This window comes from Atopomonas sediminilitoris, assembly GCF_022601735.1.
GTDB lineage: Bacteria > Pseudomonadota > Gammaproteobacteria > Pseudomonadales > Pseudomonadaceae > Atopomonas > Atopomonas sediminilitoris.
This window is the reverse complement of record NZ_JAKUMM010000001.1, coordinates 465,756-486,345: the sequence shown is the minus strand read 5'-3', so window position 1 is coordinate 486,345 and position 20,590 is coordinate 465,756. Positions and strand designations below refer to the sequence as shown.

Sequence of the window (20,590 nt, the reverse complement as noted above, 5' to 3'; positions counted from 1 at the left end):
CCAAGCCATGCCATGAGTAAAGCAGGCGATGGTGCGCCACGCGAGTGTACTCTCAAGTGCAGCGCTGGCGTCAAAGCGCCATGAACGAACAAAACAGGAGTGTGTTGGATGCCGTGGGACTTACCCGAGCCGTGCGTGTTGGCGGTCACTGTGCAAGCGGAGCATATCGATGGGTTAGGCCACGCCAATAATGCGGTGTATGTGCAGTGGCTTGAACAGGCCGCGTGGCATCATTCGCAGCGTTTAGGGGTGGATGTCGAGCTGTATCAGCGCTTGGATCGCGGCATGGCGGTGGTGCGCCATGAGCTGGATTATCTGGCGGCGGCTTATCAAGGCGAGCCGCTTGAAGTGGCCACTTGGTTGATCGGCTGTGATCGTAAATTACGCAGCGTACGGCGCTTTCAAATCTGCCGGGTGAGCGATGGTTTGACCTTGCTGCGCGGGCGCACCACCTTCGCTTGTGTAGAACTCTCGACCGGCAAGCCCAAGCGCATGCCGGCAGAATTTGTCGCCGCCTACGGGCAGTTGACCGCCGAGGCGTGATGGCAGTTGATCGGTATGACCTGACAGCGTGCCGGCCGCTGCCTACAATGCGCGCCCACCTGATGAAGTAGCCCAACTGCCACCATGCAAATTGCTTTAGCCCCGATGGAGGGCTTGGTTGACCCGCCCTTGCGTGACCTGCTGACCCGTGTCGGCGGGATCGATTGGTGCGTGACCGAGTTTATTCGGGTCACCGACCGCCTGTTGCCCAAGCGCGAGTTTTATCGCCTAGCGCCGGAGCTGCACCAAGGCGGGAAAACCGCCGCGGGCGTGCCGGTGCGGGTGCAATTGTTGGGTTCTGATCCTATGTGCTTGGGCGAAAACGCCGACCGTGCCTGTCAGTTAGGCGCCCCCGTGGTGGATTTGAACTTTGGTTGTCCGGCGAAAACCGTCAATCGGCACAAGGGCGGCGCGGTGCTGCTCAAAGAACCCGAAGCTCTGTACGAAATCGTGCAGCAGGTGCGCGCCTCCATGCCGGCGCACGTGCCGCTCACCGCGAAAATGCGTTTGGGCTATGAAGATGCCCACTTGGCGCTCGATTGCGCGCGGGCTTTGGCCGACGCCGGCGCGGCGGAAATCATCGTGCATGCCCGCACTAAGGTGCAGGGCTATAAACCGCCGGCGCACTGGAGTTGGATTGCACGCATTGCCGAAGTCGTCTCGGTGCCGGTGATGGCCAATGGCGAGATTTGGAGTGTCGAGGATTACCGCCGCTGCGTTGCCGAGTGCGGCATCAGCGATGTGATGCTGGGGCGGGGCTTAGTCTCGCGCCCGGGGCTGGCGCGCCAAATCGCCGCTGAACAACGCGGCACTAGCGCGGCCGATATGACTTGGTCAGAGGTTTTGCCGCTGGTGCTGCTGCTGTGGCAGGACGCCCGCGAACGCATCGCGCCGCGCCATGCTCCCGGGCGCATCAAGCAATGGCTGGCCATGCTGAGCCGCTTTTATCCAGAGGCGAATGAGCTGTTTGCGCGGATCAAGCGCTTAACCGCTTTGCCCGAGATTGATGTGGCCCTGTTAACGCCGGTTGGGCTTGATGGCTTAACCAGCAACGCGTTAGCCCAGTGACGAGGCTGCGTGTTGTGTTTTGCCTGTGAGGGGTTGAAAAGTCATCGTTCGCCCTTATTTCAGTAATAGGCCAATGCTGCTAAGCGGGTTGGCCGAGGAAACCCCGATCAAGGTCGGCGCTTTCCTCACTACTTTGCTGAAATTCAGGAGGTTTACCCCATGACAACTGCTTTTTCTTTGGCCCCTTTGTTCCGCCACTCGGTGGGTTTTGATCGCTTCAATGACCTGTTCGAGGCCGCGCAGCGCAACGAGGGCACCAGCTACCCCCCCTACAACATGGAAAAACACGGCGACGACGCGTATCGCATCGTGATTGCTGCCGCGGGTTTCCGCCAAGATGAATTAGAGCTTGCCGTAGAGCGCGGTGTGCTCAGCATCAATGGTCGCAAAGCCGAACGCGCACAGGATGGCGTCACATACCTGCACCAAGGTATCGCCCAGCGTGGCTTTAAGCTGCAGTTCCGCTTGGCGGATCACATCGAAGTGCAAGGCGCCAAGCTTGAAAATGGCCTGCTGCAGGTTGAGCTCAAGCGCATCGTGCCCGAAGAAGCCAAACTACGGCAGATCCCCATCAGCGTATAAACGCGACGACAAACACACGAAGGGCGCCTCATGGGGCGCCCTTCGTTTATCGGTCTAAATGATTTTTGCAGGCGATTACAGGCTGCCCGCGCCGATGTTCTTCAACTATCGCCCGTACTTAAACAATGGCGGATAGGTTAGGCAGGATCAAAACGAGGTAGATAGCCACCGCTACCATACTGATCTGCCGGATAGCTTTTATTGGTTTCATAGTCATGCCTTTGTTGTTATTCGCCGCGCGGTAACGCTGTGCCGTGCGCGGTGGCATTTGTCGTGCGCCTACAGAACTGCCAGTGCCTAGCAATCCCCCAGGCAACCTTACCCTTCACAGTGTAGGTGCTTGAAAAGCTTGAGGTAGTTGCGCCTTAGAACGATTGGTAGCAAAAGCTTTTACAGTCAAAAGCAGCTGCTCTGCGGCCTGTGTTTTGACGGGATTGGTCAATGGGCTTGAGCGCATCTGTCATTGCCGCACGGGCAGGGACAGCGCAAGGTAAGTGCACGGTGCGCTCGGCGTGCTGCATAACCCTAACCAAGCCTGAGGATTTTGATTCCCATGAGCGAAGCCTACATTTTCGATGCTGTGCGCACGCCGCGCGGCAAAGGCAAAAAAGACGGCTCCCTGCACAGCGTTAAGCCCGTGGACTTAGCGGCTGGCCTGCTGCGAGCCCTGGTCGAGCGTAACCAGTTAGACACCAGTCATGTGGATGACGTGGTGCTTGGCTGTGTGACCCCAGTGGGCGACCAAGGCGCTGATATCGCCAAAACCGCTGCCCTCGTGGCCGGTTGGGATGAAAGCGTGGCGGGCGTGCAGATCAACCGTTTCTGCGCCTCGGGCCTTGAGGCGGTCAACCTTGGCGCGATGAAAGTGCGCTCAGGGTTCGAAGATTTAGTCGTGGTTGGCGGGGTGGAGTCCATGTCGCGCATCCCGATGGGTTCCGACGGTGGCGCTTGGGCGATGGACCCGGCGACCAACCTGCAGACTGAGTTCGTGCCGCAAGGCATTGGTGCCGACCTGATCGCCACGTTGGAAGGCTTCAGCCGCGCGGATGTCGATGCCTTTGCGCTGCGCTCGCAGCAAAAAGCCGCTAAGGCCACCGCCAGTGGAGCGTTTAACAAATCTTTGGTGCCGGTGCGTGACCAAAACGGCATCACCTTGCTCGATCACGATGAGTTTATTCGCGGCGACTCCACCTTAGAGGGCCTCGCCAAGCTCAAGCCGAGCTTTGAGATGATGGGCCAGATGGGCTTTGACGCCACCGCGCTGCGTAAATACTCGCACGTTGAGGCGATTAACCATGTGCACACTCCAGGCAACAGCTCCGGCATTGTCGATGGTGCCGCGCTGATGCTGATTGGCTCCGAAGCCAAAGGCAAAGAGCTGGGCTTGAAAGCCCGTGGCCGTGTTGTCGCCACCGCCGTGACCAGTACCGACCCGACCATCATGCTCACAGGTCCCGCGCCGGCGACGCGCAAAGTGCTGGCCAAGGCTGGTTTGTCGGTGTCGGATATCGACCTGTTTGAAGTCAACGAGGCGTTTGCCTCGGTGGTGATGAAGTTCATGAAAGACATGGGCGTGAGCGAAGACAAGGTCAACGTCAACGGCGGCTCCATCGCCATGGGGCACCCATTGGGCGCCACTGGCTGCGCCATTCTCGGCACCCTGCTCGATGAGTTGGAAGCGCGCAATCTGCGCTATGGCCTCGCCACCCTCTGCGTCGGCGGTGGGATGGGGATTGCCACCATTATCGAACGTATTTAAAGGAGCTATCACGGGCTACTGCGCTCGGCCATGCTGCGTTGGAAATCCTCCGGAAATGCTCATTTGCATCAGCAAACTCCGCTTTCTGCATGATTTCCGCCTTGCCTGACCGTCGCTCGTGACGCCCCTGAAGCGCTCCCCAACTGTTTGGGAAGAGATGAAATGACTGACGCCATCCGTTACGAAAAAGGTCAGGACAATATTGTCGTGCTGACCATGGATATGCCCGGCCAAAGCGCCAACACCATGAATGCGGTCTACCGCGCAGCCATGGCTGAAGTGGTTGAGCGCCTTGAGGCGGAAAAAGACAGCCTCGCAGGGGTGATTGTCACCAGCGCGAAGAAAACCTTCTTCGCCGGCGGCGACCTGAATGAATTGGTCAAAGTGACCAAGGCCGATGCCGATGCGTTTTACCGCATGATTTTGCAGGTCAAAGGCGACCTGCGACGCCTAGAAACCCTCGGCAAGCCGGTAGTCGCCGCCATTAATGGCGCGGCGCTGGGTGGCGGTTGGGAGATCGCGTTGGCGTGTCACCACCGCATTGCGCTGAATAACCCCAGCATTCAGTTGGGCCTGCCGGAAGTGACCTTAGGCTTGCTGCCTGGTGGTGGCGGTGTGGTGCGTATGGTGCGCCTGCTGGGCATTGAAAAAGCCCTGCCGTATTTGGCCGAAGGCAAGAAAGTGCGCCCCGATGCCGCACTCAAAGCCGGTTTAGTCCATGAGCTGGCCGATAACGCCGACGACATGCTGGCCAAGGCTCGCGCCTGGATTGCCGCCAATCCGCAAGCCGCGCAGCCGTGGGATGTGAAGGGCTACAAGATCCCCGGTGGCACGCCGAGCACCCCAGCCGTGGCGCAAATGTTGGCGATTGCGCCGAGCGTGCTGCGCAGCAAAACCAAAGGCTGTTTTCCCGCGCCGGAGAAAATTCTTGCCGCCGCCGTGGAAGGTGCGCAGGTCGATTTCGACACCGCGCAGATCATCGAGGCTCGCTACTTTACCGAGCTGACCACCGGGCAGGTGGCGAAGAACATGATCAATACCTTCTGGTTCCAGCTCAACGAGATCAACGCCGGCAAGTCGCGTCCACAAGGCTTTGACGTGCAGCCGACGAAGAAAGTCGGTGTGCTCGGCGCGGGCATGATGGGCGCAGGCATCGCCTATGTGTCGGCCGCGGCCGGTATCGAAGTGGTGCTTAAAGACGTTTCCATCGAGGCGGCCGAGAAGGGCAAAAACTACTCCGCCACGCTGCTGGAGAAGAAAGTCGCCAAGGGTCACATGAGCGCCGAGAAACGCGATGCTTTCTTAAGTCTGATTACCCCGACGATCAGTGAGGCCGACTTCGCCGGTTGTGATCTGATCATCGAGGCGGTGTTTGAAGATCGTGATCTCAAAGCCAAGGTGACTTCGGCCGCCGAAAGTGCGGCGCTCAGTGATGCGGTGATTGCTTCTAACACCTCAACCTTGCCGATCACCGGCTTGGCCACGGCGGTGAAGCAGGCTGAGAAATTTATTGGCCTGCACTTTTTCAGCCCCGTGGACAAAATGCCGCTGGTGGAAATCATCCGTGGCGAGCAGACCAACGACGCCACCTTGGCGCGGGCTTTCGACTACGTGCAGCAAATCAAGAAGACGCCGATCGTGGTCAACGACAGTCGTGGCTTCTTTACCTCGCGCGTTTTCGGCACCTTCACCAATGAAGGTCTGGCCATGCTGGGCGAGGGCGTATCGGCGGCGATGATCGAGAACCAAGCGCGTCAAGCCGGCATGCCGGTCGGGCCGCTGGCGATTAGCGACGAAGTGTCGATGAGCCTGATGGCGCATATTCGCCAGCAAACCGTGGCGGACTTAAAGGCCGAGGGCAAGGTGATCCCGCAGCATCCGGCGTACGCGGTGATTGACTTGATGCTGCAAGAGTTCAAACGTCCAGGCAAAGCGGCGGGCGGTGGTTTTTATGACTATCCGGCTGGCGCGAAAAAGCAGCTGTGGGGCGAGTTGAAGAGCCGTTTCGAAAAGCCCGAAGCACAGATTTCGGCTGATGATGTACGTGACCGTATTCTGTTTATTCAGGCCATCGAAACCGTACGTTGTGTGGAAGAGGGCGTGCTGAAAAGCGTGGCCGACGCCAACATCGGTTCGATCTTCGGTATTGGCTTTGCCGCATGGACCGGCGGCGCGTTGCAGTTTATCAACCAGTACGGCGTGCAAGATTTTGTTGCCCGCGCACAGTACTTGGCCGATCAGTACGGCGAGCGCTTCCAACCACCGGCACTGCTGTTGGATAAAGCGGCCAAAGGCGAAGGGTTTTAACCCGAGCAATTGGGCTTAAAACGACAAAACCCCGGTTGTGATGACCGGGGTTTTGTTTTACGCAGGGTTTTGCGCAGGGTTGCGCTGATTAAACCTTAAAGCGGCCCAGCAAGCGGTTTTGCTGACTGACTTGGTCACCCATCAGGCCGCATTGCTGTACTTGTTGCTCAGCACCGCTGGCCACATCCTGACTGATGTCGCGGATGTTGGTGGTGTTGCGGTTGATTTCTTCAGTGGTCGCGCTTTGCTCTTCCGCGGCGGCGGCGATTTGCAGGTTCATGTCGTTGATGCGGCTGATGGCTTCGCGAATCTTGTGCAGCGATTCGTTAGCCGCGCTGGCTTCTTCGGCCGTTTGCGTGGCGCTGTCGCGGTTGATGCGCATTTTCTCTTCGGCGTGCTTCACACCTGTCGAGAGCTGATCAATCATCTCGCGAATTTCGCGGGTCGATTCTTGCGTGCGCGAGGCCAGCGAGCGGACCTCATCGGCGACCACGGCAAAGCCACGGCCAGATTCACCGGCGCGCGCGGCCTCAATGGCGGCGTTCAAGGCCAACAGGTTGGTTTGCTCGGCGATGCCGGTGATTACCGACAGAATCGATTCAATGTTGTGGCTGACTTTGGCCAGTTCATTGATGGCATGGCTGGTGTCGTCCATGTCGGTGGCCAGTTGCTTGATCGCGTCGGTCGAGCGTGACACCACTTGCACGCCTTTGGCGGTTTCCTCGTTGGCGGCGTTGGCTGCGGTGGCGGCAGCTTGTGCGTTGCGCGCGACTTCTTCCGCAGTGGAGGCCATCTCGTGCATGGCGGTGGCGAGTTGGTCGAGCTCTTGTAGCTGCTGCTGCAAGTGGCTGGAGGCGTGTTCGGCGGCGTTCGAGGTCAGCACCGTGCTTTGACGCACTTGGCTGGCGCTGCCGAGCACTTCACTGATGAGCTTTTGCAGGCTTTCTAAGAAACCGTTGAACTCGCTGGATACCACGGTCAATTCATCGTTGCCGGCGACCGGTAGGCGACGGGTCAAATCACCTTCACCGCGGTTGATTTCACTGAGCGAGTTTTGCAGCTGTTGCAGTGGGCCTAGCAGTTTGGCCATCAGAATGCCGAGCAAGACAATACTGATCGCAACGCCGAGCACGGTGCCGACCATGGCCTTCCAGCGCAGGTTGTTGGCTGAAGCCATGACGATGTCTTCATCCAGCACCACGCCGATGTACCAATCCATGCCTTTGAGGTTGTCCAGCGGCGTGAAGGACACCAGCAGATCACTTTCTTTGGTGCTGACGGAGGCCAGTTCTTGCTCAAGCGCCGGTGTTTTGCCATCAAACAGTTCGCTAAAGGATTTGCCGTTCAGCTTGGCGTTAGGGTGAGAAATGATGTTGCCGTTTTTGTTGAGCAAAAACGCATAACCGGCACCGTTAAAGTCCAGCGTGTTGACCGCTTTGGATACCGTGGCCAAAGACAGGTCACCACCAAACGCGCCCATGAACTGGCCTTTGTCCGACAGTTTGGCGGTAGCGGAAATAAGAATCTCACCGGTGCCAGCGTCAGCGTAGGGCTCAGTCAAAATCGCTTTGTCGGCGGCTTTGGCTGCGCTGTACCAAGGGCGTTGCCGGGCATCCCAGTTGGTGGGGTTCCAGCTGGTGTCGTTGGTGATGCGCTCACCGTCGGTTTCTAGCCCGCCGAACACCAGCAGAAACTCATTCTTGAGCATTGGCCGGTCGAACACGTATTGAATTTGTTCGCCGGAGAAATTGCCGTCAATGCTCTGCGCCATGATGTCGATGAGCTGCAATTTACCGTTGAGCCAGTTTTCAATTTGGTTGGCCAGTGCGCTGCTGGCGTCACGGATAGAGGCGTTGGCCTCATCGCGTAAGGTGTCACGCACTTGGCTGACTTGCGACCACGACAAAATGGCGGTGGTCAGAAAGAGTACGGTGGCGGCGGCCAAACCCACTTTATGGCTGATTTTCATCGGGGGTACCCTGCATGGACAACTGTTTTAGGTCATTGATGCCTTAGGTTTCGGCAACAACGCCACTTCCTTGAATAGCCTAGACCGCAAAAACGTGATTTGCCTGCGTGTGGTTATTTATTGATCAAGGTCAATAAGCTTTTGCTCAGGCGCCCGTACTGTGAACCCATGAGTTAGGCAGGCCAACGTGCTTAAGGGGAACAGTATGTTTGTGGATGAAGTGGTACTAGCCGGCGTGCTTACCGTCGGCTTAATGGTCGGATTTCTCGGGGCTGTGGGGTATTTCATTTGGAAGGATGCGCAAAACAAGAGCAAATCTTGAGTTGCACATAGTTCGGTGAATACACTCACGCATGATTTGGCGGGCTGATTAGCCCGCCGTTTTTTTTGCCCAGTATTTTTACACTGGCCGGCTTTGCGCCTGCTTAGCTGCTGCTAAGCGCAAGCGATACTGCGCGTCATACAGCTGGGCAAAGCCGTGGGTTAACGGCATCACCACGGCCCATGTGATGGACAGTAAGGCGAGGGTGGCCAACGTGCCCAGCGGTAAGCCAATGTTGGCCAGTTGCGCGCCGCCGAAATAGGCCAGTGGCCCGCCGATGGCTCCTAACACGCTGGCACGCCACCAAGGTTTAGCGCTCCAGGCTAGGCTGTGGTGCAAGGTGGTGGCTAGCAAGGCCCACATCAAAGCCAGCCATAGCGGCAACAGTCGCCTTTCGGCGCCAAAGTCAAACACGCCAAGTTGCATCAAAAAGGTGTCTAGGGCGCTGCCGGCCAGCATCACGCTGACCACCAGTTTGCCTTCGCGAGCCCAGCTGCCCACCCAGATAAAGTGCGCCGCTAAGCAGGCGGCGGGGATGAGCAGTAATGCGCCATCGTTACTGAGCACGCAGGCCCACCAGCCTAGTTGGAACAACGCGGCGTTAATGAGGCTGCGCAGTAGCGGTTGGGCGATGCGTGATTCAGGCATTAAAACGTCCAAGTAAGGGGGTGGGGCGTGCCTCGGGTTTGGCCAGTAATAGCTGAACCGTGCCGATGGTGCGCTCTAAAAAACCGCCCTCACAGTAGCACAGGTAAAACTGCCAAAGCCGGCGGAAATAGCCGTCGTAGCCGTGTTGCGCAATGCTCGGCCACGCTGCTTCAAACTGCTCGTGCCACAGGCGCAGTGTGCGGGCGTAGTGCTGGCCAAAATCTTCCATGTGGATGGCGCTGAAGTCACTGTGCGCTTGGCTGACATCCAGCAACACGCTGGGCGAGGGCAGTGCCCCACCGGGGAAGATGTAGCGCTGGATAAAGTCCACATTGCGCCGAGCTTGCTCGTAGCGTTGATCGCGGATGGTGATCGCTTGCAACAGCATCAGGCCTGAGGGCTTCAGCAGGTGGCTGCATTGGGCGAAGTAGGCGGGGAGAAAATCGTGGCCCACGGCTTCGATCATTTCGATAGAGACCAGCTTGTCGAACTGGCCTTCTAGGTCACGGTAATCCTTGAGCAGCAGCGTCACTTGGCGATCTAGGCCCAGTTGCAGCAAGCGCTGTTGGGTGTAGTCGTACTGCTCTTGCGACAAGGTGGTGGTGGTGACTTGGCAACCGTAGTGGGTGGCGGCGTAGATTGCCATGCTGCCCCAGCCGGTGCCTATTTCTAGCAGATGATCGCTGGGCTTGAGGTCGAGCTTCTGGCAGATGCGCGCAAGCTTGTTCAGTTGTGCCTGTTCGAGGGTGTCGTCGGGCGATAAAAACTGCGCCGCGGAATACATCATGGTGGGGTCGAGGAAGGCTTCAAACAGCTCGTTGCCTAGATCGTAGTGGGCGCTGATGTTGCGCTGCGAACCTTGACGAGTATTGCGATTAAGCCAATGCAGCCACTTCAACAGAGGGCGAGCAAGCGTGGCGAGGCCGCGCTCCATGGCGTCGAGTACATCGAGGTTTTGCACGAACACACGCACCACGGCGGTTAAGTCGGGTGAGTGCCAGTGCCCCAAGATGTACGCCTCGCCGGCGCCGATCGAGCCATTGCTGGCGACCATGCCCCACAGCGCGTCATCGGTGACTTCCAGCTCGGCTTGTAGGCTGGCCATACGGTCGCCGTAGTGCTGGCGCTGTTGGCCTTCAATCACGGTTAAACCGCCGTGCTGTAGCGCGCTTAACTGTCTTACCACGATGCGCTTGAGCAGGGCATTACCTAAGCCTTTGGCCGCGAGCGGCAAGGCGGGCTTAACGGCGGTAACAAGGCTTTTTTCAAGGCTAGATTGGGACATGGTGGACTCCTGTCAAAGCTCGCGGTGCAGGGCGTGAGTGGGCAGTTCGGTTAAGGCTTGGTGGTCTGTGATGGGCGTGCGTTTCACCAGCAGTTGCAAGGCCTGCCAGTGAATGCGGGCCACGGTTTGCGCCGTCAGCCATGGGTGCTGACGTAGGTGTTGGTGCAGCGTGCTGCGGTTGAGTGGACGGTGCGTGAGATTAAGCGTGGCGTCGAAGGTTTTGGCCGCCAAACTGCCGTCGGCTTGCTGCGGGTGGTTGGCAATATGCAGGCCCAGACGACTCGCCGGCTGGCTGAAGCGCATTTTGTAAGTCATCTCGCGCGGCAAAAAGGGCGAGACATGCATGGCTTTGCCGACCGAGCCCCCTTGATGGCCATCGCCTTGGCAATCCAGCGCGTAATACGCGCGTTCGTGCCACGGCGTGTTGCTGACTTCGAGCAATATCGCGGCGAGTTGCGCCTGTTCATCGAACAGGTAAAACACGCTCAATGGGTTGAATGACCAACCAAAGCTGCGCGGCTGGGTGAGCACACGGATAGCGCCTTGCGGTGCATGGCCGAGAATAGTTAGCACGCGCTGGCGCACCGCCGCACTGAGGGATTGCCCGTGCTGGGTTAAATCCGGCAGATAGTCTTGTTCTCGAAAGCTCAGCGCGGCCCAGCGACTTGGCGAGCACCAAGGTGAGAGCGCGAACAGTTGCGCCTGTTCGGCCAAATCTAAATACAGCAGGCTGACGGGGTAGCGAAAGGCATGTGCGCGCGGGCTAAAGCGCCGGTGCATGACCTCGCCTTGATACAGCGCGCTGGCGGCTAGCGAGTTCATAGCCGTTCTCCAAACGCTTGGGCCACGCGCAGGGCGCTGACCACACCGTCTTCATGGAAACCATTGGCCCAATAAGCCCCGCAGTAGTAGCTGTGCTGTGCGCCCAGCAGTTCTTGCCAGCGCGCTTGCGCAGCCATGCCGGCCAAGCTGAATTGCGGATGGGCATAGCGGTAGCGGCCAAGAATGCTGTGCGGATCAATCAACGCGGTTTGATTGAGGCTGACGCAGAAGGTGTGCTCAGCGTTAATGCCCTGCAGGATGTTCATGTCGTAGGTCACTGCCGCCGGCTGGCTGCTCGGGCCGCCGAGGCGGTAATTCCAGCTAGCCCACGCTCGTTGGCGCTTTGGCAGCAGGCGCGTGTCGGTGTGCAGCACCACGTCATTGTCGGCGTAGGTAATCGCGCCAAGAATGCTTTGCTCGGCCTCGCTGGGGGTTGCCAGCAGGGCCAAGGCTTGATCGCTGTGGCAGGCAAAGATCACTTTGTCGAAGCGTTCTATACCTTGGGCGCTGTGCACGCTCACGCCACTGGCGTCGCGCGTGACTTGAGTGACGGGGCAGTTCAGGCGGATGTCGTGCTTAAAACGTGCGGTCAGTGGCTCGATATAGCTGCGTGAGCCGCCGGCCACTACATACCACTGCGGGCGATCGGTGACCGACAACAAGCCATGATTCTTAAAGAAGCGAACAAAGAATTGCAGCGGGAAATCCAGCATGTCCGCCAATGACATCGACCAAATGGCGGCGCCCATCGGCACAATGTAGTGGTCGATAAAGCGTTGGCCATAGCCTTGCTCGCGCAGGTAATGGCCTAGAGTGGTGTCAGCGGCAATGCGTTGTTCGGCAAGATCCGCTTGCGCTTGGCGATTAAAGCGCACGATGTCGCGCAACATGCCCCAAAACGCCGGCGAGAGCAGGTTGCGTCGCTGCGCAAACAAGGTGTTTAAATCGTGGCCGTTGTACTCGCAGCCGCTGGCTGGGTCGTGCACGGAAAAGCTCATCTCAGTGGCGCGGCGCGCAACGCCCAACTGATCCAGCAGGCGGATGAAGTTGGGATAGGTCCAGTCGTTAAACACGATAAAGCCGGTATCGACGGCGTAGTCGCGGCCTTGTACCTGCACATCCACAGTGTGGGTATGTCCGCCGACCCAATCGCTGGCTTCAAACACGCTGACGCGGTGCTGGCGGCTGAGTAAATGGGCGCAGGTTAAACCGCTGATACCACTGCCGATGATGGCGATATTCATGCTTGTGGACTCCTTGTCGTGTTGCGCGAAAGGTGTTTGCCGATGGCAAGCCGCAGCGGCGCGGGCAAACAGTCGAGCACCTTGAGTACGCCAATAAACAGCGCGGGAAAGTTGATCTCTTGTGGGCGCTTAGCCAAGCGGCGGCAGATATAGCTGGCCGCTTGTTCAGCGCTGAGCTGCTGCGGCATGGGGAAGTCGTTTTGCGCGGTCAGTGGGGTGTCAATAAAGCCTGGGCTGACCAAGGTGACGGCGATGTTCTCGCTGGCCAGATCAACCCGCAGCGATTCAAACAGGTAACGCAGCGCCGCTTTGCTGGCGCCGTAGGCTTCGGCGCGTGGCAGTGGGAAATAAGTCACGGAGCTGCCGACTGCCACCAAGTGTGGGTTGGCGCTGTGGCGCAACAGCGGCAATAAGTGCTGCACGCACAGCGAGGCGCTGAACAGATTGGCCTTGATCACGCGCTCCAGCACGCTGTGTTGGTAGTGGCTGGTGTCAACGTATTCGCAGGTGCCGGCATTGAGAATGGCCATGTCCAGCTCGCCCCAGTGTCGGCTGAGCTGATGGGCCATGGCGGCGACGGCCTCGGCATCGGTCAGGTCGCAGGGCAAGACCAGCACTTGTTTGGGGTATTGCGCGGCCAAAGCCTGCAAAGGGGCTTGTCGGCGGGCGCTGATGGCGAGCTGGTGGCCTTCGCGCAATAGTTCTAGCGCGAGGGCTTGGCCTAAGCCGCTGGAGGCACCGCTTAGCCAAATCTTCATGCTAAGCGCCCCTTTAGCCAGGCAATCACGCGGCCCAGTACCGGCACGTGTTCATACAGCAAGGCGCCGGCATCGAAGTAGTCACGGTGTTGGGTGACTTTGCTGTCGAGCCAAATCAAATACGAGCAGCCATGCACGCAGATGGGCGCGCCGCGTTTAAGGCTGGGATGGCTGAAGTTCAAGCTCCAGCGCAGGTAGCCGCGCCCGTTTTGTGCATTGCCGGCGATTTGGTCGAGGCTGTGAAACTGCCAGCGAATGTCTTGGGTGCTTTGGTACAGCTGCCGGCAGTAGTCCTCTAAGGCGGGCAGGCCGCTGAGCTGGTGTAGCGGGTCTTCAAAGCGCAAGTCGTTGTGATACAGCTCGCGCAGTGGTGTGAGGTTGTGCGCGTCAATGCGCGCAAATTGCTCGGTGAAGTGCTGCAGGAAGGTGCTCATTTAAGCGATCTCCTGGGCTTTAGGCAGGTTTTTAAACGCGGCAATGGCACGTTGGCGACTGCTGCTTAAGTCAACGATCGGCGCTGGGTAATGGTCGACGCCAAACAGCCCGCTGCTGGGTTGGTGAATGCTGCGCGCATCGAGGCTAGATAACTCCGGCAGCCAGTGGCGGATGAAGTGGCCGTCTGGGTCGTTGCGTTGCGACTGGCTGACGGGATTGAACACGCGAAAGTACGGCGCGGCATCGGTGCCGGTGCTGGCAGACCATTGCCAGCCGCCGTTGTTGGCGGCCAGGTCGCCGTCAATCAGGTGTTGCATAAACCAGCGCTCGCCCGCGCGCCAATCGATCAGCAGGTTCTTGGTCAGGAACATGGCGCTGACCATGCGCAGGCGGTTGTGCATCCAGCCGGTGGCCAGCAATTGGCGCATGGCGGCATCCACAATTGGGATGCCGGTGCGGCCTTGTTGCCACGCGGCCAGATCCTCGGGCGCATGGCGCCACGCAACCAGCTCGGTTTCGGGTCTAAAGGCGCGATGGCGCGACACCCGTGGGTAGCCGGCCAGAATGTGCAGGTAAAACTCGCGCCACAGCAGCTCGTTAATCCACTGCACGGCGCCGTCATTACCGTCGGCCAGTTGGCCGTCATTGGCCATCTGCGCGCTGTACAGGCATTGCCTGAGTGACACTACGCCAGCGGCCAAATAGGGCGATAGCTGGCTGGTGCCAGGCAGCGCGGGTAAGTCGCGCTGGGTTTTGTAGTCGAGCAGGGCGCTGTCAGCGAACGCGCGCAGCCGCGCGAGGGCAGCATCCGTGCCGGCAGGCCACAGTGCTTGCAGCTCGGCAGTGGGGGTGGCAAAGCCGTTAACCGTTGGTGGAATAGCATCGGCGCTCATCGTCAGTGCGGCTTGTGCTTTGGGGTATGGGCTAGGGCAGGGGCTGCCGCTGAGGCTCCATTGGGCTAACAAGCGCTTGCGAAACTGGCTGTACACCTTAAACACCGTGTCGCTGTTGGTGAGCACGCTGCCGGGGGCGGCCAGCACATTGCCATGCTCGGCATGCCAGCTGATCCCTTGCTTGGCCAAGGCTTGGGCGCAGGCCTGATCGCGTTGGCGCTCATTCACAGCGTATTCGGCGTTGCTGTGTACGGCGGCAATGTTGTGCTCTGCGCAAAATGCGCTGAGCGCTTGTGGCACGTCAGCCCACAGCGGGCAGTGGATCAGCTTGAGCGGAATATTCAGTGCGGCCAGCTCGCGGCTTAACTCGCGCAGGCTGCGCAGCCAGAAGTCCACTTTGCAGGCGGCGTCGTCATGCGCTTGCCACTGTGCGGGGCTGATCACAAAGCAGGCCAATACAGGGCCGCGGGCGAGGGCTGCATTCAGTGCAGGGTTGTCGGCGCAGCGTAAATCGTTACGCAGCCACCACAGTTGCCGTGACGGGCTCATCGGTTGGCCTCCGTGCCTAAGGGCAGGTATTGCGCGCTAATCCCGAGCTGACTCAGTGCTTCTAGGGCGGCAAAAGGGTCACGTGCGCTGAGCAAATTGGGTTCGCTAGCGAGGCTATCGGCATGAATACTGACGCAGTGCCCGGCCAATAAAAGCGTCGCTTGGGTACGCTGTTGCAGTTCGCGCAGCTGCTCAATGGACAGCGGTGCTTGCAGGCGGCTGCTGGCGTACAGCACTACTGCGCTAGCACTGCGCTGCTCTTGCCAGAGGATTAACTCGGGCAGCTGCAGCGGCCAGTCGAGTAACTCCACACGCGTGCCTTGGCTGCTCAGTAGCCACGCCAACAGCCACATTTCTGGCTCTAGCGCTTGGCTGCCGGCGTTGATCAGGAGCACCGGATCGGCGCGTTTTTCGGCGCTGTTGTGCGAAATGCGTTGGCTGATTTTGCTGCGCAGCCATGTGTGTAAAAACACTTGGGTGACGTGCAAGCCGTGGCGTTCGGGCTGCACGTCTTCGAGTAGCGGTAGCAGCAGTTCGCGGCAGATCAGCGGCGCGGGGTACAGGCTCAGCGCTTGATTAAAGGCATCCTCTAAACGACGTGTGTTCTGTGTTTTGCACCATTGCAGCCATTGGCTGCGCTGCGTTTGCCATGGGCTATCGTCGCTCAAGCTAGGCGTGTCATGGTCAAGCAGCTCGCCGACTTGGCCGACCGGCACGCCACGGTTGATCCAAGCCATGATGTTGTGCACGCGCTCAATTTGCTCGCGCGGGTACAGGCGATGCCCTTTGCTGCTGCGTTCTGGCTTGATCAGCCCGTAGCGGCGCTCCCACGCGCGTAAGGTGGCGGGAGCAATGCCGCACTGGCGGGCCAGCGTGCTGATCGGCATGCTTGACTCGTGCATGGCCATTACAGGCTGTTGCGCAGGCCAAGGCGCTGCGGATGTGGCTGCAAATACACCTGCTGCGCAATGTAGCTGTGCGGGTGCAGGCGGAAGTGATGCTTGAGCAAGGTAAGCGGTACCACCAGCGGCACTAGGCCGGTGCGGTATTGCTCGATCAGCTCTTGCATTTCTTGGCGCTCATCGCTGGACAGCACCTTTTTGAGATAGCCGCTGATGTGCTGCAACACGTTGCAATGGCTCTTGCGCGTGGCGGTTTTCTTCAATGCCAGCATCATGCCGCTGATGTATTGCGCGGCAACTTCATCCAGCGGCTGCTGGTGACTGGTGGCGAGCAAGCGGCCAAGCCGTTGGTAGTCTGCCGGGGCGGTAGCCATCAATTGATACTTGTAGCGGGCATGAAACTTGACCAACGCGTGCTTGCTTAAACCCTCAGCGCACAGCGCGCGCCAGCTGGCGTAGGCAAAGACGCGGGTGATGAAGTTTTCCCGCAGCACGGCATCGTTGAGCCGGCCGGCTTCTTCTACTGGCACCAATGGATGACGCTCGATAAAGCGCTTGGCATAGATGCCCATGGCGCCGTCATCGTGCGGCGCACCGTTGGCGCGGTACAGCTTGACGCGCTCAACCCCGCAGCTGGGTGACTTTTGCATAAAGATGTAGCCGCAGATGTCGCCAAGGCGATCGGCTTGCAGGTCGGCGTAGTCTTTCAGCGCTTGGGTGACATTGTGCTCGGCGTGGGTGCTGCCCAGCGCCTGCGGGTCGCTCGGCTCGCCGACTAGGCGAATGGTCTGGCGTGGCACGCCCAAACCGATGCCGACTTCTGGGCAGACCGGCTCGTAGTCGAAGTATTCACTCAGCTCACGGCTGCACAGGCGCGACTCTTTATGACCACCGTTAAAGCGCACTTCTTGGCCGAGCAAGCAGCCGCTGATGGCGACTTTGATCTTGCCCAATTGCTCAAAACTGTCTTGGAAGCTGTTTTGCTGGCGGGTGGTCATCATGGTTGCTCCTTTGGGTGTACGGAAAGTTAATCTTGTACAACCTTGAGGGTTAAATTAGCCGAATAAGTGCTCCATGTAAAACTTTTTGTATAACTTATTGAGCGATAACGTAGAGGTTTTTTATTGCCAGCCTTGTCGCCAAGCCTGCTCGTCGAGCAAGTCCTGCCAGTGCTTAGTCAGCTGGCGCTTGCTCAGCACGGCCTCTAGCACCACTTGTCGCACGGGCGGCTTTTGCGCTGGGTTGGGGGTGTTTGCGGCCTGATCGTCGCGCAGTAGCTGCACCACCAAGAAGTGCTTTTCGCGGTTAATCACCGGCTGAGCTGTCCATTTGCTGAGCAGCAGTTTTTCCGGATTCAGTTGTCTGGCCATGTTTAATGACCTTGCTCAAGCAGTAAGCGCGCCGCTTCACGCCCAGATAACCAAGCGCCTTCGACCCGACCGCCGTTGCACCAGTCACCGCAGGCATACAGGCCCATAGCGGGGTCAGCCAAGGCGCCGTGATCGTGGCTATGTTCTGGGCGGGCATACAGCCAGCGGTGCGCAAGCTGCCAAGTGGGGGCGGGCACCGTGCAGCCTAAGACCTCGGCCAGTGCGCCGCGCAGGTGCTCGCAAATCTCGTCAGGGCTGAGCTCAAGGTGCGCGGCGCTCCACGCACTGCTGCCATGCCCTATCCACACATCACCGCTGTGCTCGCGCCCGGGCTTACTTTGACTGCGCGCGATCCAGTCCAGCGGATTGTGTTGCACAAAGCACGCTTCAACCGGCGTGGCCAGCGGCGCGGCAAACTGCAGTGCCACGGCCCACGTGGGGAGCATGGCGACGGCCGCCGCGGCTTGGCTCAAGCTTTGGCTGGCGGCCAGTAGCGGTACTGCTTGCGGGGCGGGGGTGGCGACGATGACATGACTGAACGGGCCATGCGGCTGGCCTTCGCTGTCATGCAATAACCAGCCTTGTGGGGTGTTTTCTAGGGTGCTGATGCGGGTGGCAAATTGACAGTCGATGCCGGCGCACAGGCTGCGGGTGAGAGCGCTCATGCGTGGTGTGCCAACAAAGCGCTGCTGTTCATCGGCGGAGTAACTGAGTACGCCGTGACGACTTTGGTACAGATGCGGCTGCCAGCTGTCGACTAAGCCGAGTTCGCGCCAAACCTGGACTTGCGTGCTGAAGTGGCGTTCGCGGGCGGTGAAGTACTGCGCACCCAAGTCTAGGTTGCCCACTTCGCTGCGTTTGCTGGATAGGCGGCCGCCACTGCCGCGGCTCTTATCAAACACGATCACCTTGCGGCGTGAGGCGCGCAGTGCTTGCGCGGCGGCGAGGCCGGCTATTCCGGCGCCAATAATGGCAATGGTCTTAGGCATGGGCCACAATCCTTCTGCTACTGATTAATAACGTTAGCACCGATAAAAACTTGTACATGCGGCCCATTGTGTACACTATGGCTTTCTTGTACAAGTTTAAGGGAGTGTGAACATGCATATTCTCATCACCGGCGGCACAGGCTTGATCGGTCGTGCCTTGTGTCAGCACTGGTTAGACGCAGGCCATGAGGTGTATGTGCTGTCCCGTCGTCCCCATGACGTGCCTGAGCTGTGCGGTGAAAGCGTGCACGGCCTGTCTCGGCTCAGCGATTACCCCGCAGAGTTGGCGTTGGATGCCGTGGTTAATCTGGCGGGCGAACCAATAGCCGATAAACCCTGGACGGCCGCGCGGCGCAAAGTGCTGTGGGACAGTCGTGTGAGCTTGACGGAGCAATTAATTGATTGGCTGGCCACGCGTGAGCAGAAGCCCGAAGTGCTGATCAGTGGTTCCGCCGTGGGTTGGTACGGTGACACCGGCGACGCGCAGGTGGATGAAAAAAGCGCCCCCCACAGCGAAGATTTCGCTCAGCAGCTGTGTACCGCGTGGGAGCTGGCCGCCAGTCGTGCGCAAACGCTGGGTATGCGCGTGGTGTTGCTGCGCACCGGCTTAGTGTTGGCGCCTCATGGCGGGGTTTTAGCCCGTTTGTTGCTGCCCTTTAAATTGGGCTTGGGCGGGCCAATCGGCTCGGGTCAGCAGTACATGCCGTGGATCCATCTTGACGATGAAGTGGCGCTGATTGACACCCTGATCAATAAAACCGACGCTCACGGCCCTTACAATGCCTGTGCGCCCAATCCAGTGACCAATCAAGTGTTCAGTCGCAGCTTGGCACGCGTGCTGGGGCGACCGGCCTTTTTACGGGTGCCGGCTTTTGCCTTACGCACCTTGCTGGGTGAGCTCAGCGTATTAATGCTCGGTGGTCAGCGTGTGCAGCCAGCTAAAGCGCAAGCGTTGGGCTACACCTTTAAACATACCGATTGTGAGCAAGCGTTAAAGCAGCTGCTTACCTGATAGGCAACTATCCCTTGTTGGATTAAGAGAGAAAGCATGACACGACGCGCCCTGTTGCTGGTCAACCTGGGTTCGCCCGCCTCGCCGGAAGTGGCCGATGTGCGCCGTTACCTCAATGAATTCCTGATGGACCCGCACGTGGTCGATCTGCCTTGGCCGCTGCGCCGCTTGCTGGTGTCGCTGATATTGATCAAGCGGCCAGAGGCCAGCGCGCATGCCTATAAAAGTATCTGGTGGCCGCAAGGCTCACCCTTGGTGGAAATCACCCGTCGCCTGCAACAAGCGGTGGTGCCCGCTTGGCCGCATGGGCCGGTGGAAATGGCCATGCGCTACGGCGAGCCGAGCGTCGCCAGCGCCTTGCGCCGCTTGGCCGAGCAGAAAGTGCGTGAAGTGGTGTTTGTGCCTTTGTATCCGCAGTTTGCCGACAGCACAGTGACCACCTGCATCGAGCAAGCGCAGCGCCTGATTACCGAGCAAGGCTTACCGCTTAGCCTAAACGTGGTACCGCCGTTCTTTAATCAGCCGGCTTACCACCATGCCTTGGCCAGTACCGTGCAGCCGCATGTGGCCGAAGGCTTTGACCATTTGCTGTTCAGCTATCACGGCTTGCCCGAGCGCCATCTGCATAAAACCGACCCGAGCAAAACGCACTGTCTCAAAGGGGCTGACTGTTGCCAGCAAGCCTCAGGGCCCGTGCTCGACAGCTGTTACCGCGCGCAGTGCTACGCCACGACGGAAGCGTTGGCCAAGCGCTTGGGGTTAGCGAAAGAATTTTACTCCGTGGCCTTTCAGTCGCGCTTGGGGCGCGCCAAGTGGATCGAGCCTTACACGGAGGAGGCCATCGACGCGTTGGCCAAGCGTGGCGTCAAGCGCTTGCTGGTGATGTGCCCTGCGTTTGTGGCCGATTGCTTGGAGACCTTAGAGGAAATCGGCGACCGCGCCCGAGAGCAATTCCTCGCCGCCGGCGGCGAAGAGTTCCGCCTGATTCCCTGTCTCAATGACCACCCGGCTTGGGTTGATGCCTTGGTCAAAATTGCCGGCTACCGCGTCGAATAAGCGATGCGATAGGCCGTTAAAAACCTTCTGCAGGATGACCGCCGTCATCGGCAGAAGGTTTTTTATTGACCGTCGGC

General features: G+C 59.1%; 20 protein-coding genes. 8 read left to right on the top strand and 12 right to left on the bottom strand.

Translation table 11 applies throughout. The annotated features are described in order from the left end of the window. The first annotated feature begins 108 nt into the window (after nt 1-108). The 5 genes from MKI83_RS02335 (at nt 109) to MKI83_RS02315 (ending at nt 6,259) form a co-directional block, all read left to right on the top strand. Entirely contained in the window at nt 109-543 is a 435-nt protein-coding gene (locus MKI83_RS02335) for an acyl-CoA thioesterase (RefSeq protein WP_241583107.1), read from the top strand. 84 nt (nt 544-627) lie between these two features. After that, a complete protein-coding gene (locus tag MKI83_RS02330) occupies nt 628-1,611 on the top strand; it encodes a tRNA dihydrouridine synthase (RefSeq protein WP_241583105.1) in 984 nt (327 codons plus the stop codon). Between the two features lie 159 nt (nt 1,612-1,770). After that, the gene (locus tag MKI83_RS02325; RefSeq protein ID WP_241583103.1) at nt 1,771-2,193 is read left to right on the top strand and encodes an Hsp20 family protein; all 423 of its coding nucleotides are present in this window, start codon (nt 1,771-1,773) and stop codon (nt 2,191-2,193) included. Between the two features lie 553 nt (nt 2,194-2,746). Further along, entirely contained in the window at nt 2,747-3,952 is a 1,206-nt protein-coding gene (locus MKI83_RS02320; RefSeq protein WP_241583102.1) for an acetyl-CoA C-acetyltransferase, read from the top strand. Between the two features lie 162 nt (nt 3,953-4,114). Continuing rightward, nucleotides 4,115-6,259 (top strand): 3-hydroxyacyl-CoA dehydrogenase NAD-binding domain-containing protein, encoded by a 2,145-nt coding sequence (locus tag MKI83_RS02315; protein WP_241583100.1) that lies wholly within the window; start codon nt 4,115-4,117, stop codon nt 6,257-6,259. Between the two features lie 88 nt (nt 6,260-6,347). On the opposite strand, the gene MKI83_RS02310 is transcribed toward MKI83_RS02315, so the two are convergent. Continuing rightward, entirely contained in the window at nt 6,348-8,228 is a 1,881-nt protein-coding gene (locus tag MKI83_RS02310) for a methyl-accepting chemotaxis protein (protein WP_241583098.1), read from the bottom strand. Between the two features lie 205 nt (nt 8,229-8,433). Here MKI83_RS02310 and ccoM point away from each other — a divergent pair, with 205 nt between their 5' ends. After that, nucleotides 8,434-8,550, top strand: a complete 117-nt coding sequence (gene ccoM, locus MKI83_RS16940; protein ID WP_306423221.1) for a cytochrome c oxidase subunit CcoM — start codon at nt 8,434-8,436, stop codon at nt 8,548-8,550. Between the two features lie 78 nt (nt 8,551-8,628). Here ccoM and MKI83_RS02305 read toward each other — a convergent pair whose 3' ends face one another. The 11 genes from MKI83_RS02305 to MKI83_RS02255 all read right to left on the bottom strand — a co-directional run bounded on the left by MKI83_RS02305 (nt 8,629) and on the right by MKI83_RS02255 (nt 18,445). After that, the gene (locus MKI83_RS02305; protein ID WP_241583096.1) at nt 8,629-9,198 is read right to left on the bottom strand and encodes a DUF2878 domain-containing protein; all 570 of its coding nucleotides are present in this window, start codon (nt 9,196-9,198) and stop codon (nt 8,629-8,631) included. Next, complete coding sequence (locus MKI83_RS02300) at nt 9,191-10,483, bottom strand: SAM-dependent methyltransferase (protein WP_241583095.1); 1,293 nt, start codon at nt 10,481-10,483, stop codon at nt 9,191-9,193. The genes MKI83_RS02305 and MKI83_RS02300 overlap by 8 nt, the downstream gene beginning before the upstream one ends. A 12-nt stretch (nt 10,484-10,495) precedes the next feature. Then, the gene (locus tag MKI83_RS02295) at nt 10,496-11,305 is read right to left on the bottom strand and encodes a DUF1365 domain-containing protein (RefSeq protein WP_241583094.1); all 810 of its coding nucleotides are present in this window, start codon (nt 11,303-11,305) and stop codon (nt 10,496-10,498) included. After that, nucleotides 11,302-12,549 carry an NAD(P)/FAD-dependent oxidoreductase gene (locus MKI83_RS02290; protein WP_241583093.1) on the bottom strand — a complete coding sequence of 416 codons (1,248 nt, stop codon included), beginning with the start codon at nt 12,547-12,549 and terminating at the stop codon, nt 11,302-11,304. The genes MKI83_RS02295 and MKI83_RS02290 overlap by 4 nt, the downstream gene beginning before the upstream one ends. Beyond that, a complete protein-coding gene (locus MKI83_RS02285; protein ID WP_241583092.1) occupies nt 12,546-13,307 on the bottom strand; it encodes an SDR family NAD(P)-dependent oxidoreductase in 762 nt (253 codons plus the stop codon). Before MKI83_RS02285 ends, MKI83_RS02290 begins: the two co-directional genes overlap by 4 nt. After that, nucleotides 13,304-13,741, bottom strand: coding sequence for a nuclear transport factor 2 family protein (locus MKI83_RS02280; RefSeq protein ID WP_241583091.1), 438 nt, complete (start codon nt 13,739-13,741; stop codon nt 13,304-13,306). Before MKI83_RS02280 ends, MKI83_RS02285 begins: the two co-directional genes overlap by 4 nt. Further along, nucleotides 13,742-15,184: a deoxyribodipyrimidine photo-lyase gene (gene phrB, locus MKI83_RS02275; RefSeq protein WP_241583090.1), complete on the bottom strand. Its 1,443-nt coding sequence runs from the start codon at nt 15,182-15,184 to the stop codon at nt 13,742-13,744. It lies immediately after the preceding gene. Continuing rightward, nucleotides 15,181-16,071 carry a MerR family transcriptional regulator gene (locus tag MKI83_RS02270; protein WP_241583088.1) on the bottom strand — a complete coding sequence of 297 codons (891 nt, stop codon included), beginning with the start codon at nt 16,069-16,071 and terminating at the stop codon, nt 15,181-15,183. Before MKI83_RS02270 ends, phrB begins: the two co-directional genes overlap by 4 nt. Nucleotides 16,072-16,091: 20 nt before the next feature. Then, on the bottom strand, nt 16,092-17,084 hold the full coding sequence (locus MKI83_RS02265) for a YbgA family protein (protein ID WP_241583152.1): 993 nt from the start codon (nt 17,082-17,084) through the stop codon (nt 16,092-16,094). Between the two features lie 123 nt (nt 17,085-17,207). Beyond that, nucleotides 17,208-17,456, bottom strand: coding sequence for a TIGR02450 family Trp-rich protein (locus MKI83_RS02260; RefSeq protein WP_241583086.1), 249 nt, complete (start codon nt 17,454-17,456; stop codon nt 17,208-17,210). A gap of 2 nt (nt 17,457-17,458) precedes the next feature. Beyond that, nucleotides 17,459-18,445, bottom strand: a complete 987-nt coding sequence (locus tag MKI83_RS02255) for an NAD(P)/FAD-dependent oxidoreductase (RefSeq protein WP_241583085.1) — start codon at nt 18,443-18,445, stop codon at nt 17,459-17,461. 112 nt (nt 18,446-18,557) lie between these two features. Here MKI83_RS02255 and MKI83_RS02250 point away from each other — a divergent pair, with 112 nt between their 5' ends. Next, nucleotides 18,558-19,457 (top strand): TIGR01777 family oxidoreductase, encoded by a 900-nt coding sequence (locus MKI83_RS02250; RefSeq protein ID WP_241583084.1) that lies wholly within the window; start codon nt 18,558-18,560, stop codon nt 19,455-19,457. A 36-nt stretch (nt 19,458-19,493) separates the two neighbouring features. Beyond that, the gene (gene hemH / locus MKI83_RS02245; RefSeq protein WP_241583083.1) at nt 19,494-20,513 is read left to right on the top strand and encodes a ferrochelatase; all 1,020 of its coding nucleotides are present in this window, start codon (nt 19,494-19,496) and stop codon (nt 20,511-20,513) included. The last annotated feature ends 77 nt before the right edge of the window (nt 20,514-20,590 follow it).